General features: G+C 72.4%; 14 protein-coding genes. 7 read left to right on the top strand and 7 right to left on the bottom strand.

Annotated elements, in window-relative coordinates; genetic code table 11:
• Window positions 1-1532, bottom strand: a 1532-nt coding sequence (locus QR78_RS30105; protein ID WP_048431307.1) for an AsmA family protein, incomplete at its 3' end; no start/stop codon positions are given.
• Between the two features lie 317 nt (window positions 1533-1849).
• On the opposite strand from QR78_RS30105, the gene QR78_RS30110 reads away from it, so the two are divergent.
• From QR78_RS30110 to QR78_RS30120, 3 genes are read left to right on the top strand one after another with little or no spacing between them, the layout of a single operon-like run.
• Window positions 1850-2605: a CoA transferase subunit A gene (locus QR78_RS30110; RefSeq protein WP_048431308.1), complete on the top strand. Its 756-nt coding sequence runs from the start codon at window positions 1850-1852 to the stop codon at window positions 2603-2605.
• A 22-nt stretch (window positions 2606-2627) separates the two neighbouring features.
• The gene (locus tag QR78_RS30115) at window positions 2628-3293 is read left to right on the top strand and encodes a 3-oxoacid CoA-transferase subunit B (protein ID WP_048431309.1); all 666 of its coding nucleotides are present in this window, start codon (window positions 2628-2630) and stop codon (window positions 3291-3293) included.
• A 58-nt stretch (window positions 3294-3351) separates the two neighbouring features.
• Window positions 3352-3870, top strand: coding sequence for a hypothetical protein (locus QR78_RS30120; protein ID WP_179945868.1), 519 nt, complete (start codon window positions 3352-3354; stop codon window positions 3868-3870).
• Here QR78_RS30120 and QR78_RS30125 read toward each other — a convergent pair.
• The 4 genes from QR78_RS30125 to QR78_RS30140 all read right to left on the bottom strand — a co-directional run bounded on the left by QR78_RS30125 (window position 3804) and on the right by QR78_RS30140 (window position 7980).
• Window positions 3804-4631, bottom strand: coding sequence for a phosphodiesterase (locus QR78_RS30125; RefSeq protein ID WP_048431310.1), 828 nt, complete (start codon window positions 4629-4631; stop codon window positions 3804-3806). The two genes, QR78_RS30120 and QR78_RS30125, sit on opposite strands and share 67 nt — an antisense overlap.
• 236 nt (window positions 4632-4867) lie before the next feature.
• Entirely contained in the window at window positions 4868-6196 is a 1329-nt protein-coding gene (locus tag QR78_RS30130; protein ID WP_048431311.1) for an ABC transporter substrate-binding protein, read from the bottom strand.
• A gap of 15 nt (window positions 6197-6211) precedes the next feature.
• On the bottom strand, window positions 6212-7057 hold the full coding sequence (locus QR78_RS30135; RefSeq protein ID WP_048431312.1) for a carbohydrate ABC transporter permease: 846 nt from the start codon (window positions 7055-7057) through the stop codon (window positions 6212-6214).
• Window positions 7054-7980, bottom strand: a complete 927-nt coding sequence (locus QR78_RS30140; RefSeq protein ID WP_048431313.1) for a carbohydrate ABC transporter permease — start codon at window positions 7978-7980, stop codon at window positions 7054-7056. Before QR78_RS30140 ends, QR78_RS30135 begins: the two co-directional genes overlap by 4 nt.
• 350 nt (window positions 7981-8330) lie before the next feature.
• On the opposite strand from QR78_RS30140, the gene QR78_RS30145 reads away from it, so the two are divergent.
• Complete coding sequence (locus QR78_RS30145; RefSeq protein ID WP_048431314.1) at window positions 8331-8735, top strand: TfoX/Sxy family protein; 405 nt, start codon at window positions 8331-8333, stop codon at window positions 8733-8735.
• On the opposite strand, the gene QR78_RS30150 is transcribed toward QR78_RS30145, so the two are convergent.
• Window positions 8686-10083, bottom strand: coding sequence for a cytochrome P450 (locus QR78_RS30150; protein ID WP_048431315.1), 1398 nt, complete (start codon window positions 10081-10083; stop codon window positions 8686-8688). The genes QR78_RS30145 and QR78_RS30150 overlap by 50 nt on opposite strands.
• A 172-nt stretch (window positions 10084-10255) precedes the next feature.
• On the opposite strand from QR78_RS30150, the gene QR78_RS30155 reads away from it, so the two are divergent.
• Both QR78_RS30155 and QR78_RS30160 read left to right on the top strand, forming a co-directional pair.
• Window positions 10256-10687: an RNA polymerase sigma factor region1.1 domain-containing protein gene (locus QR78_RS30155; protein ID WP_048431316.1), complete on the top strand. Its 432-nt coding sequence runs from the start codon at window positions 10256-10258 to the stop codon at window positions 10685-10687.
• A gap of 63 nt (window positions 10688-10750) precedes the next feature.
• Complete coding sequence (locus QR78_RS30160) at window positions 10751-11881, top strand: carboxylate-amine ligase (RefSeq protein ID WP_048431317.1); 1131 nt, start codon at window positions 10751-10753, stop codon at window positions 11879-11881.
• Between the two features lie 46 nt (window positions 11882-11927).
• Here QR78_RS30160 and QR78_RS30165 read toward each other — a convergent pair whose 3' ends face one another.
• Window positions 11928-12842: a LysR family transcriptional regulator gene (locus QR78_RS30165; protein WP_048431318.1), complete on the bottom strand. Its 915-nt coding sequence runs from the start codon at window positions 12840-12842 to the stop codon at window positions 11928-11930.
• 106 nt (window positions 12843-12948) lie between these two features.
• On the opposite strand from QR78_RS30165, the gene QR78_RS30170 reads away from it, so the two are divergent.
• Entirely contained in the window at window positions 12949-13860 is a 912-nt protein-coding gene (locus tag QR78_RS30170) for an aldo/keto reductase family oxidoreductase (RefSeq protein ID WP_048431319.1), read from the top strand.
• The last annotated feature ends 329 nt before the right edge of the window (window positions 13861-14189 follow it).

The raw sequence follows: 14189 nt of genomic DNA on the forward strand, positions 1-14189 counted from the left end.
TCGCCACGGTCGAGGGCGGCGGTGTCGGGGCGCTGGGCCAGGTCCGCGAGGTTGAGGCCGAGGATCTCGCCGCCCTCGACCGTGGCGACGGCCCGGCCGTCGAGGCGGCCGACGAGATCGGCGAGGCTCGATCCGGCGGTGTCGAGGACGGCCGAGCCCTGGCCGCGGCCGAGGATCCAGCGCGGCCAGCCGAGATCGGCGAACAGGCCGCCGAGATCGACCCGGTCGGCGCTGCCCTGGAGCCGGGCATCGAGGCCGGCCGGCAGGGCGGCGAGCGCCGCCCGGCCCTTGACCGTGCCGCCCTGCACGGTGGCGCGGCCGAGGGTCGCCTCCACGGTGCCGTCGCGCACCAGGAGGCCGGCGGCGACGTCCTGCGCCTCCAGGGCGCCGAGACGGGCGGAGGCCGCCGACAGGCGCAGGTCGAGGTCGCCCTGGGTGAGGGCGTCGAGGCCGAGGGGAGCCCGGCTCCAGCCGCCGTCGGGCTCCGCCTCGGGCAGGAGGCCCGACAGGTCGAGCCGTTCGGCGGCCAGGGTGCCGCTGACGGAAAACCGCCCCCGCACCACCGCGAGGGCGCCGGCTCCCTCGAGCCGGCTGTCGCCGAGCTGCACCCGGATCTCGGGCCATTCGACGCCGCCGGGACGGGCGGTGAAGCGCCCCTCGAGGCTGACCGGGCCGGCGAGCGCGGCGGGACCGGGCTCGAGGCCGAGCCAGGCCAGGGTGCGGGGCAGGGCCGGGGTGGCGAAGCGGCCCTGGCCGGACAGGCGCGGGCCGGCCGTCGCCCCGTCCGCGGACGCGTCCGCCGTCGTCCCGGCCCAGACCAGGCTGCCTTCGATCTCGGCGCTGCCCGCGGCACCTCCCTCGGCGCCGGGCCCGGCGGCCCAGGTCAGGGCGGCGGTGAGCGGGGTCTCGGCACCGGCCGCGAGGGCGGGCGGACGCAGGCCCGACACGGTGAGCGTCGCCGGCACGCCGCGCCAGGTGAAGGCGGCCGAGAGGTCGAGACCGGCGCTCGGGCGCGGCCAGGTCGCCACCAGGTTCAGGCCGGTGACCGTCTCGCGGGTCCCGGTGCGGGGATCGCGCCCGGAGAGGGTCGCGTCGACGAGGACGAGGCGGCGCAGGTGCCGGCCGCGCCCGGCGGCGACGCGGGCGGCCAGCCTCGCGGCGGGCTCGGCCCAGTCGGCGGCCGCCCCGTCCGGCAGGGCGATCCGGGCCCGGTCGAGGACGAGGCCGGTGACCTCGGCCCGGCCGGCGAGGAGCCCGGCGAGGCCGAGCTGCACCTGCAGGCCGGCGCTCTCGACGAGGTCGTGGTCGCCGCGGCGCAGCCGCACGCGGGAGAAGCTCAAGGAGGGGGCCGGCAGCAGCGTCAGGGTGGCGGGCCCGGCGGCCGACAGGCCGAGGCCGTAGCGCCGCGCGAGGTCCCGCTCGGCGAAGGCGACCGCCCGCGGGGCCGCGATCGTCCAGGGCAGGGAGGCGGCCGTGAGCGCGAGGGCCGCGGTGGCGGCGCCGCTCAGGGCCAGGATGGTTCGGCGCGACATCGCTCTCCGGCTGCCGGCGTGGACGAGAAGACGATGCCCCCCCGGGCCGCCGCCCCCGGCGGTCCCTCGGACCTGCCGGCGGCGGGCGCCATCCCAAAACTTCCCTGTGACGGCTCCCGTATAATCCCTCGTGCGCGTCTTGTCTCCCCGGGCGCGGCCGGCCCGTCCGGCCGTCGCCCCGCCGAAGCGGGACATTTTCCAGGTCGCGCCCGGTGGTGCGGCGTCGCAACGATGCTAAACAGGGCGGCGAGGCGCCGCATCCGTGCGGGAGAGGGCATCCGAGCCCCGGCGGCGCCAGAGATTTGGGGAAACGAGGGATGAAGAAGGTATACCCCGACGCCACCGCCGCCCTGGCGGGCGTCCTGCGGGACGGCATGACGATCATGGCCGGCGGCTTCGGCCTGTGCGGCATTCCCGACGTCCTCATCGACGCTGTGCGCGAGAGCGGCGCCAAGGACCTCACGGTCATCTCGAACAATGCCGGCATCGACGGCGTCGGCCTCGGCGTCCTGCTCGAGACGCGCCAGATCAAGAAGATGATCTCGTCCTATGTCGGCGAGAACAAGACCTTCGCCAAGCAGTACCTCGCCGGCGAGCTCGAGATCGAGTTCAACCCGCAGGGCACGCTGGCCGAGCGCATCCGCGCCGGCGGCGCCGGCGTCCCGGCCTTCTTCACCAAGACCGGCGTCGGCACCCTGATCGCCGAGGGCAAGGAGACCCGGGAGTTCGACGGCGAGACCTACGTGATGGAGCGCGGCCTGTTCGCCGACGTCTCGCTGGTCCATGCCTGGAAGGGCGACCACGAGGGCAACCTCGTCTACCGGAAGACCGCCCGCAACTTCAACCCGATGATGGCCTCGGCCTCGCGCATGACCATCGCGCAGGTCGAGCACCTGGTGAAGCCGGGTGAGATCGACCCCGACCACATCATCACCCCCGGCGTGTTCGTGAAGCGGATGATCCACGTCCCCAACGCGGAGAAGCGCATCGAGCAGCGCACCACCCGCAAGCGCAGCGAAGCCGCCCCGAACGCCGAGCCCGCGCCCGCCCCGACGGGCGGTGGCGCCATCTGAACGAGCGAGACAGGAGACCCCCATGGCTTGGACCCGCGACCAGATGGCGGCCCGCGCCGCCCGCGAGCTCGAGGACGGCTTCTACGTCAATCTCGGCATCGGCATCCCGACGCTGGTGTCGAACTACATCCCCGACGGCATGTCGGTGCAGCTCCAGTCCGAGAACGGGATGCTGGGCATGGGCCCGTTCCCCTACGAGGGCGAGGAGGACCCCGACCTCATCAACGCCGGCAAGCAGACCATTACGGAGTTGCCGACCACGAGCTACTTCTCGTCGGCGGATTCCTTCGGGATGATCCGCGGCGGCCATATCGACCTGTCGATCCTCGGCGCGATGCAGGTGGCCCAGAACGGCGATCTCGCCAACTGGATGATCCCCGGCAAGATGGTGAAGGGGATGGGCGGCGCGATGGACCTCGTCGCCGGCGTCAAGAAGGTCGTCGTGGTGATGGAGCACGTCGCCAAGGCCAAGGACGGCTCGGAATCCCCGAAGCTGCTCGAGGCCTGCGACCTGCCGCTCACCGGCACCCACGTCGTCGACATGGTGATCACCGATCTCGGCGTCTTCACCATCGACAAGAAGGGTGACGGCGGCATGAGCCTGATCGAGCTCGCCGACGGCGTCACCGAGGACGAGGTGCGGGCGAAGACGCAAGGGCAGTACCGCGTGGCGCTGAAGAACAGCTGATGCAAACCAGGCGGATGCCTCCCCAGGAGGCATCCGCCGCGCCAGACCGGTCCGGCCGATGTACCGCATCAGGACAGCGGGCTATTCCAAGACGGACCAGGCCCTGCGCTGGGCCTTGCCCGACCGGGTTTTCTTCGCCTGCGGCGCCTGCCACATCCTGGCCTACGCCTTCCTGGAACGGCACGGGCGTCCCGGGCAGGAGGCGCTCTGGATCAGGCCTGTCCCCGGCCATACCGGCAACCACATCGTGGTGGCGGCGGAGACCTGGGTGTTCGACTATCACGGCTACGCGGACCGCGACGCCTATTTGGCGCATACGTGGCGACGTGCCCGCATGGCATGGCCCGGATGGGACGCGACGCTGATCGCCCTGCCGCGCGACATCCTCGTGTCCGAGGAGAAGTCCATGGGCTTCGCCGGGCTCCGGCTGCGGGAGCCCAGCCAGTTCCTGCACGACGCCCTGCCGCGGGCGCGACGCTTCCTCGACCGTTTCTCGGGCCCGGGCGCAGCTCAGTGCTGCCCCGGATACGCCGCGTCCAGCACGAACGGATACGGCCCGTCGAAGCTCTCGACATAGACCATGTGACTGACGATCCCGCTCTCCGGCGTGTAGCGGTGGAGCAGGTAGGCCGGCGGCTCGAAGACGAGGGCGCCCTCGTGCTCCGGCGTGAGATCGAAGGCGACCTGATGGGTGACGCTCGGGGCGATCTGGGCGATCGTGCCGGCGTAGCGGGTCACGATCGGCCGGTGGTGGTGGCCGCACAGGATCCGCTCGATGCAGGTCTGAGCCCCGATCAGCCGCCGGAACGGCGCCTCGCCGTCGAGGAGCCGGATCTCGTCCATGTGGACGAGGCCGCATTCGAAGGGCGGGTGGTGCATGAAGACCAGGGTCGGACGGCCGTCGCCGCCGGCGAGCGCCCGTTCGAGGAAGCCGAGGCGCTCGGTGCAGAGCGCGCCGTGGCTGGCGCCCGCCACCAGGGTGTCGAGGGCGATCAGGCGGACCGGGTGGTCCTCGATCGTGTACTGGATGAAGCCGTCCGTCGCGCCGGGCAGGTACGAGGCCGGCAGGACATCGCGCAGGGTCTCGCGCCGGTCGTGGTTGCCGGGGATGACATGGACCGGCATCGGCAGGCGGGCCAGCATCCCGCGCAGCTCCTCGTACTCTTCCGCCAGGCCGCAATCGGTGAGGTCGCCGGAGATCAGCACCAGGTCGGGCCGGGGATCGAGGGCGAGGAGGTGGGCCACCGCGCGGGCGACCATCGTGTTGGTCTCGGAGACCCGGTAGGCCGGCAGCCCGCGGGGGCGCACGTGCAGGTCGGTGATCTGGGCGATGAGCATGGGGGGTATCCGGTTAATTCGGCCAGTTGGCTTGGCACTTCGCCCTTTCCCGGGCGCATGAAGCGCCAGCGGAATGCGACCCGGGATCCAGCACGAGAATTCGCGAAGCGACCGCTTGCTTGCAGCGTTGCGAACAATGAGCCGCTTCGCGGCACTGCCTGTGCTGGATCCCGGATCTCCTTCCGCTTCGCTTCAGTCGTCCGGGAAAGGGGTGAGCGACTGGAGCAGGGTGGCGATCACTCGGCGCCCGGCAGGCGGAGCGCAGTGTCCTCGACATAGGGGCGCATCAGGGCGTCGGCGGCCTTCTGGGCGGCGGTGAGCGCCTCCTTCGGCTGGCGCTTGCCCGAGAGCACCGCCTGCAGCTCGTCCTCGATCGCCTTGCGCACCGGCACGGTGCGGTAGGTGGCAAACCACGGCTTGGCGTTGGCGAGCTGGTCGACGGCGATCTTGGCGTCGGGGTTCTTGTCGAGGAAGGCCTTCATCTCGGGCAGGTCGTAGGCCGCCTTGTTGGGGGCGAAGTAGCCCGTGGCGCGGCTCCACCAGCCGGACTTCTCGGGCGAGGTCAGCCACTGGATCAGGGTCCAGCCGGCGGCGCGCTTCTCGGGCGAGAGGCCGGTCGGCTGCACCAGCGAGGCGCCGCCGATCGGCACCGCCTGGCGCACGTTCATCGGCACGAAGGCGACCTTGAACGGGAACTTGGCGGTGTCGCGGATGAAGGTGAGCGACCCGGTCGAGATGATCATCATCGAGGCCTGGCCGGCCAGGAAGGCGCCGGTCACCGCCGGGCCCTTCTGCTCGCCGGCCGGGTGCACCTTGGCCTTGTGGACGAGGTCCGACCAGAAGGTGAGGGCGCCGAGCATCGTCGGGGTGTCGTAATAGACCTCGCCGCCGTAATCCTCGTTGTAGTAGCGCCCGCCGTTGGACATCGTCAGGGCTTCGAGGATCCAGCCGCCGTAATCGTAGTTCGAGGGCATCATCAGGCCCCAGCGGGTGGTGCGGTCGCCCTCGCGCTTGGTCAGCTTGCGGGCGGCGTCATACAGCTCGGCCCAGGTCCGCGGCGGCGTGTCCGGGTCGAGGCCCGCTTCCTTGAAATGATCGGCGTTGATGTAGAGCAGAGGCGTCGAGTTGTGGAACGGCACGCCGTAGACCTTGCGGTCGATGACGGCGTTGGGCAGCAAAGCCGGGAAGAACTGGGCCATGAAGGCCTCCGGGCTCTTGCCGTCCTTGGCGATCAAATCATCCATCGGCGCGATCTCGCGCTCGATCGACAGGTCGGTGAGGAAGTTCGCCGACATGATGACCGCGGCCGGCGGCTTGCCGGCCTTGATCGCCGCGCGGGTCTTGAGCAGCGTGTCGTCGTAGGAGCCGGTGAAGACCGGGACCGCCTTGATGTCGGGATGGGAGTCGTTGAACTCCTTGATCAGCCCCGACATGTTGCGGGCGAGCGCCCCGTCCACCGGGACGGGGAAAAAGAGCTCGATATCGGTCGCGTGCGCGGCGCGCGGCGCGGCGAGGCCGGCCGCCGCCACCAGGGCAAGGGCGGCGCCCTTCCACCAGGAAATCATCTGTGGTCGTCCTCTTTACTTGATGCCGGAGGCGAGGAAGCTGTTCACGAACCGGCGCTGGAAGATCAGGAAGGCGGCGAGCAGCGGCAGGCTGACCAGGAAGGTGCCGGCCGCGATCAGCCCCCAGGCCTGCATGCCCTCGGCGCTGAGCGTGAAGCTCGCGAGACCGAGGGTCAGGGGCCGCCTGTCGGGGGAGTTGATGACCATCAGCGGCCACAGGAACTCGTTCCAGTGGCTGGTGACCGAGACGATCGAGAAGGCGACGAGCGCGGGCTTCGTCAGCGGCAGGTAGATGAGGCGGATGCGCGCCCACCAGCCGGCGCCGTCGATCATCGCGGCGTCTTCCAGCTCGCGCGGCACTTCGCGAAAGCTCTGGCGCATCAGGAAGGTGCCGAAGGCGGTGGCGCAGTAGGGCGCCATCACCCCCGGCAGGGTGTCGTAGAGGCCCAAAGCCGCGATGGTCTTCAGGTTCGGCACCAGCAGCACCACCGGCACCAGCATCAGCTGGACCAGGAACAGGGCGAACAGGATGCCGCGGCCGGGAAAGTCGAGCCGCGCGAAGACGTAGCCGGCAAGCGACGCCGTGACGAGCTGCACCGCGAGGATGCCGGCGCAGATCACGAGCGAATTGAGGAAGTAGAGCGGGAAGTCGGCCGAGGCCCAGGCCTCGGCGAAGTTGGCGAGCGTCGGCGTCAGGGAGGGCAGGAGCGAGGCATCCGCCCCCGATCCGGCCGGCCGGAACGCCGCGACCAGCATCCACCAGAACGGCACCGCCCAGACGAGGGCCAGGCCGATGACGACCCAGCGGGCGATGTGCGGCGTGACCTCGCGGGTCACCGGGCCGGAGGAGGTGGCGCTCATCGGGCCGCCTCCGGGCCCTGGCTGCGGCTGAGCGAGAGCGCAGTCAGCGCCGCGAGCAGGCCGAGCGTCACCACGGTCGCGGCGGCGGCGCGGCCGGCATCGTAGCGCTCGGCGGCCTGCTCGTAGATGTAGAACAGGAGGAGCTTCGTCGCGTCCGAGGGCCCGCCCTTGGTCAGCACGAAGACGTGGTCGACCTGGGTCACGGCGTTCAGGAGTGCGATCACCCCGACGAAGGCGAAGGTCGGGCGGAGCGCCGGCAGGGTCACGTAACGCAGGCGCTGCCAGGGACCGGCGCCGTCGAGGAGCGCGGCCTCCTTCGCCTCGTCGGGGATCGCCTGGAGGCCCGCCAGGATGAACAGCATGTAGTAGCCGGCATTCTTCCACACGGTGAGCACCGTGATGGCGGCGAGCGCGAGGTCGGGATCGCCGAGCCAGTTGGCCCCATTGAGCCCGAGCCGGGCCAGGTGGTGGTCGATCAGCCCGATCCCGGGCAGGAACAGGAACAGGAAGAGCGCGGCGGCGGCCACCAGCGGGATCATCACCGGCAGGAAGAACACCGCCCGCATCAAGGCCCGCACCCGGCCGGCGCCGTTGAGCGCGAGCGCGAAGGCGAGCGCCAGGACCAGGCTCGGCACCACCGTGCCGATTGCGTAGAGCGCGTTGTTGAGAAGGGCGCGCTGGAAGGTCGGATCGGCGAAGAGGGCGGCGAAGTTGGCCAGACCCACGAAGCGGGTGCCCCGGCGCGTCACCTCGTGGGTGGCGTCCCACACGACCTCGGCCACCGGCCAGTAGGTGAACAGGGCGAGGAAGACGAGCGACGGGCCGAGGAGGGCCAGCGGCAGAGCCAGGCCGGCCCAGGGCCGCCGGGCCGCGGCGGGTCCGGCCGCCTGCGCCGCCGGAATCGTATCGAGAACGTGGGTCAAGGGGTCCGCCGGTGATGTCGTGACCGGCGCGTCATCGGGTGGTTTCGTGACAGGCGAATGAAATCGCCTTCGACTTTAGGCGTGCTTCCGGTGCATGGGCCGGCGCGAGATCGTCTCGGCGATCGATTCAAGCGCGTCCCGGCAAATGGCGCCTGGTGGCAATCGGCCGGATCAACGACAACCCTGGCTGGCAGAGACCCGAATCGAACATGCAAGATCTTTCCGAATGATCGGGACGGGGTCGGGATGACGTTGCGGAACTGGTCGAGCTGGGCTGCATCATGTCCGGGCTTGCCGGCGCAGGCGTGGGCGGCGACGCTCGGCCGAAGACAGCCTCGAGATGCATCATCATGCCGGAGCCCGCGGACCGTGCCTTCCTGGTGGAGATGCTGGCGCCCCTCGGCGGCGTCTCGCTCCGCCGGATGTTCGGCGGGCTCGGACTGTTTCGCGACGGGCTGATGGTCGGGCTGGCCCTGCGCGGCGAACTCTTCCTGAAGGCCGCCCCCGGCGAGACCGCGGCCTTCGCGGCCGAGGGCGGCGCGCCGTTCTCCTACGCGACCAGGGGCGGCCGGACGGCCACGATCGCGAGCGACTGGCGGGCGCCGGACCGGCTCAACGACGAGCCGGAGGAATTCCTGGATTGGGTGCGAAAGGCCTGCGCGGCGGCACAGGCCGCAGACCGGGCGAAGCCGGCCGGGCGCCGCTCTAGCGCGGGCTCACCCGCATCGGCATGCCCTCGGACGGGCGCAGGGTGATGCGCTGCTTGAGCACCGGCAGGGTGCCGGGCCGGAGCGAGAAGCGGAGCGAGCGGACCAGCACCGCCAGGATCGCCACCGCCTCGGAGAGCGCGAACCCCATGCCGATGCAGATGCGCGGACCGGCGGCGAAGGGCAGGTAGGCGTAGCGGTCGCGGGCCTTGGCGGCCTCGGGGGCGAAGCGGGCGGGATCGAAGCGCTCCGGCTCGTCCCACAACGCGGCGTGCCGGTGCACGGCGTAGATCGGGATCGTGATCGGGGTGCCGGCCTTGACCGGGATCCCGTCGAGGTCGACGTCGCGGAGGGCCGCCCGCACCACCACCGGCACCGGCGGGTAGAGCCGCATCGCCTCCAGGATCACCTGGCGGGTGTAGGGCAGGGCGTCGACGTGCTCGGGCGCGAGCGGCCCGCCGGCGGTCGCCGCCTCGACCTCGGCGGCGATCAGCGCCTCGCTCTCCGGGTGGTGGGAGAGCAGGTAGAGCGCCCAGGTGAGGGCGAGCGCCGTGGTCTCGTGCCCGGCGGTCACGAAGGTGAGCAGGTTGTCGGCGACGTCGCGGTCGTCCATCGCCTGCCCGGTCTCCGGGTCGCGGGCGGCGAGCAAGAGGCTGAGCAGGTCGTTGCGCCCCTCGGTGCCGGTGCGGCGCCCCTCGGCGGCGAGGCGCAGGAGTTCGTCGCGCAGGTAGGTCTTGGCCCGCTCGGCCTTGGCGCGGCCCGGGAACGGCAGCCAGGCCGGGGCCCGCAGCAGCGTGAGGGCGACGACCCAGCTGGTCGATTCGAGGTAGTCGGTGATGCCGCGCTCGACCCGGGCGGCGTCGATCCCGCTGGCGCCCGGGAGCATCGTCTCGACGATGATCTCGAAGGTGGTGCGCATCATCGTCTGGGCGATGTCGACCTCGACGCCGGGAGCGGCGGCGAGCGCGTCGCGGGTGCGCTCGGCCGCCGCGATCATCGCCGGCACGAAGCTGCGGATGCGCTCGGCCCGGAAGATCGGCGCCGCCGCCCGGCGCTGCCAGCGCCAGCGCCCCCCGTCGGCGGTCAGGATGGCGTCGCCGAGGGCCGGCGAGAGGGCGCGGCGCAGGACCTCCGACTTCTCGAAGGCGTCGGCCTCGTCCACCATCACCCGGCGGATCAGGTTCGGCGCCATCACGAACAGGCTGGAATTGCCCAGGACGGTCGAGGTGTAGACCGGCTCGCGGTAGATCGTCTCCGGCCAGGCCTCCAGGGGGTTGCGCACCACGGTGCTCAGGAAGCGCCACGGCCCGAGCGGCTGGGCCGGCGGCGTGATCCGGGCGAGGACCGGCCGGGGCCCCTCGGGAGCCGGACGGACGTGGGTCGGATGCGCGTTCATGGCTCGCCTGGGTTCGGTGGTCCCGACGGCACCGGGAGCCCGGAGGTTGTCTACCGCCATCTGGGCGTGAGCGTGACCGGGAAACGCATCCCGGCCGGTGCGCGTTGGCACATCGCGCGGCGCCGCGGGCACGGGAGCACGGGCCCCGCCGAGCCCGACAGGAGACCCGCCGATGCAGGCCGCCTTCGACAGGACCACCCTCGACCGCCTGATCGCGCTGGGCCGCAGCCGGGGCGGGCTCACCCCCGACGACCTGCGCCAGGCCCTGCCGGTCGACCGGATGAGCGCCGAGGACATCGCGCTGGTGCTGATCGAGCTGGAGGAGGCCGGGATCCCGGTCGATCCCGACGAGATCCTGCTCCGGGGCGGCGGAACGCCGTTGCCCGCCGGCGCGGTGCGCCTGCCCGAGCCGCCGGCACCGGGCCCCGCCGCGCCCGTGCCGGAACCGCCGCCCGCCGCGGCCGCGGCCGCGACGGCGGCTCCCCCGGACCGAGTGTCGGCGCCGCCCGACCGGGGCGGGGCGCACCGGGCGGTGGTGCTGGCGGGGCTCGCCGCCCTCGCGCTCGCCGTCCTCGTCCTGGCGCTGTGGGCCCTGCGCGGCTGAGGGCATGGCCGGCCGCCGGGCCGCCGCTATATCCCGTCCTCCCTCGACAAGGACCCTGCGCGCATGACCGGCCCCGCCTACCGCTTCGGCATCGAGGAGGAGTTCTTTCTGGCGGATGCCGCCACCCGGGGCACGCCGGGCCCCGGCGTCCGAGGCTTCCACGCCGCCGCGAAGGCGCTGCTGCCGGCGGCCGAGCGCGAATTGCTGCAGAGCCAGATCGAGATCGCGACGCCGCCCGCGACCACGCCCGAGGAGGCGCGCAGCGGCCTGTCGACCCTGCGCCGGGGTCTCGCCGAGATCGGGCGGGCGCACGGCGTCCTGGTCTTCGGCGCCGGCACCCATCCGGGCGCGGCCTGGGACGCGCAACGCCCGACCGACGGGGCACGCTACGACGGCATCCTCGATGCGGTGCGGATGATCGGGCGGCGCACGCTGGTGAGCGGCATGCACGTCCACGTCGAGGTGGCGCGGCCCGACGACCGGGTCGACCTGATGAACCGGCTGCTGCCGTTCCTGCCGGCGCTGCTGGCGCTCTCGGTCTCCTCGCCGTTCTGGGAGGGGCGCGACACCGGCCTGTCCGGCTACCGCCTCAGCGTGTTCGGCGAGATGCCGCGCACCGGGCTGCCGGACCTGTTTTCGAGCACGGCGGAGTTCGAGCGCTACGTCGCGGTGATGCAGGCGGCCGGGGCGATCGAGGATGCGAGCTTCCTGTGGTGGCACCTGCGGCCCTCGATCCGCTATCCGACCCTGGAACTGCGCATCGCCGACAGCTGCACGCGGGTCGAGGACGCGGTGGCGATCGCCGGCCTCTACCGCTGCCTCGTGCGCGCCGCCGAGCGCCGCCCCGACCTGAACGCCGCCCTCGACGGGGTCGCCCGGGCGGTGATCCGCGAGAACCTGTGGCGGGCCCAGCGCGACGGCGTGCGCGCCGCCCTGATCGACCCCGGGGCCGGCCGCGCGGTGCCGTTCGGCGAGGCGATCGAGGGGTTGCTGGCGCTCGTCGCCGAGGATGCGGCGGCGCTCGGCTGCGAAGGCGCCCTCGACGAGGCCCGCCGCATCGCCCGCGAGGGCACCAGCGCCGACCGCCAGCGCGCGGCCTACGCGGCGGCGCGGGAGAGCGGGGGCGAGGACGTGGCGGGCATCGCCGCGGTGGTGGATGCGCTGGCGCGGGAGACCGAGGGGCGGGCGGCGTAGGGCAGGGCGCTCATGCAGGGCAGGGCGCTCATGCAGGGCAGGAGGCTCATGCCCGCCGCGCGGCGACGAAGTCCACGAAGGCCCGCAGCGGCGCCGGCAGGTAGCGCCGGCCCGAATAGTACAGGAACGGCCCGGAGAAGCGCGGCCACCACGGCTCCAGGACCGGCTCCAGGGCGCCGCTGTCGAGGTGCGGCCGCAGCCAGTCCTCGAACAGGCTGACGATGCCGACCCCGGCGAGGGCCGCCTCGACCGCGAGGTCCGTCGCGGTCCCGACCCGCACGGTGAGCGGTCCGCTCGGCTCGATCCGCACCGTCTCGCCGTCGCGCTCGTACTCCCACTCGGTCGAGGCGCCGCTGGCGAAGCGACCGCGCAGGCAGGCATGGTCGAGGAGGTCGCGCGGATGGGCGGGCCGGCCGCGCCGGTCGAGATAGGCCGGCGCCGCCGCGGTGGCGAAGCGCTGCGTGCGCGGGCCGATCGGCACCGCGATCATGTCGGGCTCCAGGCGCTCCTCGTAGCGGATGCCGGCATCGCACCCGGCCGCCAGCACGTCGACGAAGCCGTCCTCCGCGACGACGTCGAGGTGGATCTCCGGATAGGCGGCGAGGAAGGGCGGAACCAGGGCCGGCAGCACCAGCCGGGCCGCGCTCACCGGCACGTTGAGGCGCAGCGTCCCCGCCGGCCGGTCGCGAAACCCGTTGACCACGTCGAGCGCCGCCGCGACCTCGCCGAGGGCGGGCTTGAGGCGCTCGAGCAGCCGCGCCCCGGCCTCGGTCGGCGCGACGCTGCGGGTCGTGCGGTGGAGGAGCCGCACGCCGAACCCCGCCTCCAGCCGGCGCAGGGCCTCGCTCAGGGACGAGGCGCTGGCGCCGCCCGCCCGCGCCGCCTCGCGAAAACCCCCGGCCTCCGCCACCGCTACGAAGGCGGCGAGGTCGCCGAGATTCGCCGCGTCCGGATCAGCCATCGGTCTCCGCCATCGTTCGCGATCCCGCACAACCTGTCCGGATTGCACCGGCTTATCACACAGAAGGCCGGCGGCTAGATCCGGGTCGCCAGCAAGGAGATGAGCAATGAGCGGGATCGGATCGGCGGGAACCTATCGCCTCGGCGACCGGGATGTGACGCGCATGGGCTACGGCGCGATGCAGCTCGCAGGGCCCGGCGTGTTCGGGCCGCCCAGGGACCGGGCCGAGGCGGTGGCGGTGCTGCGCGAGGCGGTGGCGCACGGCGTCACCCATATCGATACCAGCGACTTCTACGGCCCCCACGTCACGAACGAGCTCATCCGCGAGGCCCTGCATCCCTACCCGGACGACCTCGTGATCGTCACCAAGGTCGGCGCCGTGCGCGGGGCCGATGCCTCGTGGAACCCCGCCTTCTCGGCGCGGGACCTGACGGCGGCGGTGCACGACAACCTGCGCCATCTCGGGCTGGACGTGCTCGACGTGGTCAACCTGCGGGCGATGTTCAGCGTGCACGGCCCGGCCGAGGGCTCGCTCGCCGGCCCGCTCGACACGCTCGCCGACCTCCAGCGCCGCGGGCTGATCCGCAGGATCGGGCTCAGCAACGTCACGGCGGCGCAGATCGCCGAGGCACGGCGCGTCGCCGACATCGCCTGCGTGCAGAACCACTACAACCTCGTCCACCGGGCCGACGACGCGCTGGTCGACGACCTCGCGGCGGCCGGGACCGCCTACGTGCCGTTCTTTCCACTCGGCGGCTTCAGCCCGATCCAGTCGCAGGGCCTGTCCGCCATCGCCGCGGGCCTGGGCGCGACGCCGATGCAGGTGGCGCTGGCCTGGCTCCTGCGCCGGTCGCCCAACCTACTGCTCATTCCCGGCACGTCGGCGCGCGGGCACCTGCGGGAGAACCTCGCCGCGGCGGCGCTGGACCTGCCGGAGGCGGCGATGCGGGCGCTCGACGGGCTCGCGGGCGAGGCGGCCCCCGCACAGATCCGCACCGAGCGGGCGGGAGGGCGCTGACGCGACCGCCGAAGCGGCCTATCAGGCAGGGAGGCAATCGCGACCTCGGCACGAGGCGCGGCAGGGATCCACGGATATCGAAGGCCGACATCCTTTCCCATCCCCATACACCATTCGCATAAGCAACATTATGGAACTTAGTAGTGGGTTGGAGGGCCGGGAGGCGCGATCGGGACACCCCCGGTTTCCCTTCATGCCAACGCGAATCGGGTGCATGATGCCACCATGACCGACCTCCTCGAACACGCCATCGAACGCGTCCGCACCCTCTCGCCCGAGGCACAGGACGATGTCGCCCGCGTCATGCTGGCCGTCCTCGACGACGAGCC

The sequence above is a fragment of the Methylobacterium indicum genome, from assembly GCF_001043895.1.
Classification (GTDB): Bacteria; Pseudomonadota; Alphaproteobacteria; order Rhizobiales; family Beijerinckiaceae; genus Methylobacterium; species Methylobacterium indicum.

What these genes read in the sequence shown, in the direction of transcription:
- QR78_RS30165 (WP_048431318.1), bottom strand. Translation starts at nt 12,842, where the DNA reads ATGGCTGATCCGGACGCGGCGAATCTCGGCGACCTCGCCGCCTTCGTA.
- QR78_RS30155 (WP_048431316.1), top strand. Translation starts at nt 10,256, where the DNA reads ATGCAGGCCGCCTTCGACAGGACCACCCTCGACCGCCTGATCGCGCTG.
- QR78_RS30170 (WP_048431319.1), top strand. Translation starts at nt 12,949, where the DNA reads ATGAGCGGGATCGGATCGGCGGGAACCTATCGCCTCGGCGACCGGGAT.
- QR78_RS30160 (WP_048431317.1), top strand. Translation starts at nt 10,751, where the DNA reads ATGACCGGCCCCGCCTACCGCTTCGGCATCGAGGAGGAGTTCTTTCTG.
- QR78_RS30120 (WP_179945868.1), top strand. Translation starts at nt 3,352, where the DNA reads ATGTACCGCATCAGGACAGCGGGCTATTCCAAGACGGACCAGGCCCTG.
- QR78_RS30145 (WP_048431314.1), top strand. Translation starts at nt 8,331, where the DNA reads ATGCCGGAGCCCGCGGACCGTGCCTTCCTGGTGGAGATGCTGGCGCCC.
- QR78_RS30150 (WP_048431315.1), bottom strand. Translation starts at nt 10,083, where the DNA reads ATGAACGCGCATCCGACCCACGTCCGTCCGGCTCCCGAGGGGCCCCGG.
- QR78_RS30125 (WP_048431310.1), bottom strand. Translation starts at nt 4,631, where the DNA reads ATGCTCATCGCCCAGATCACCGACCTGCACGTGCGCCCCCGCGGGCTG.
- QR78_RS30135 (WP_048431312.1), bottom strand. Translation starts at nt 7,057, where the DNA reads ATGAGCGCCACCTCCTCCGGCCCGGTGACCCGCGAGGTCACGCCGCAC.
- QR78_RS30130 (WP_048431311.1), bottom strand. Translation starts at nt 6,196, where the DNA reads ATGATTTCCTGGTGGAAGGGCGCCGCCCTTGCCCTGGTGGCGGCGGCC.
- QR78_RS30115 (WP_048431309.1), top strand. Translation starts at nt 2,628, where the DNA reads ATGGCTTGGACCCGCGACCAGATGGCGGCCCGCGCCGCCCGCGAGCTC.
- QR78_RS30110 (WP_048431308.1), top strand. Translation starts at nt 1,850, where the DNA reads ATGAAGAAGGTATACCCCGACGCCACCGCCGCCCTGGCGGGCGTCCTG.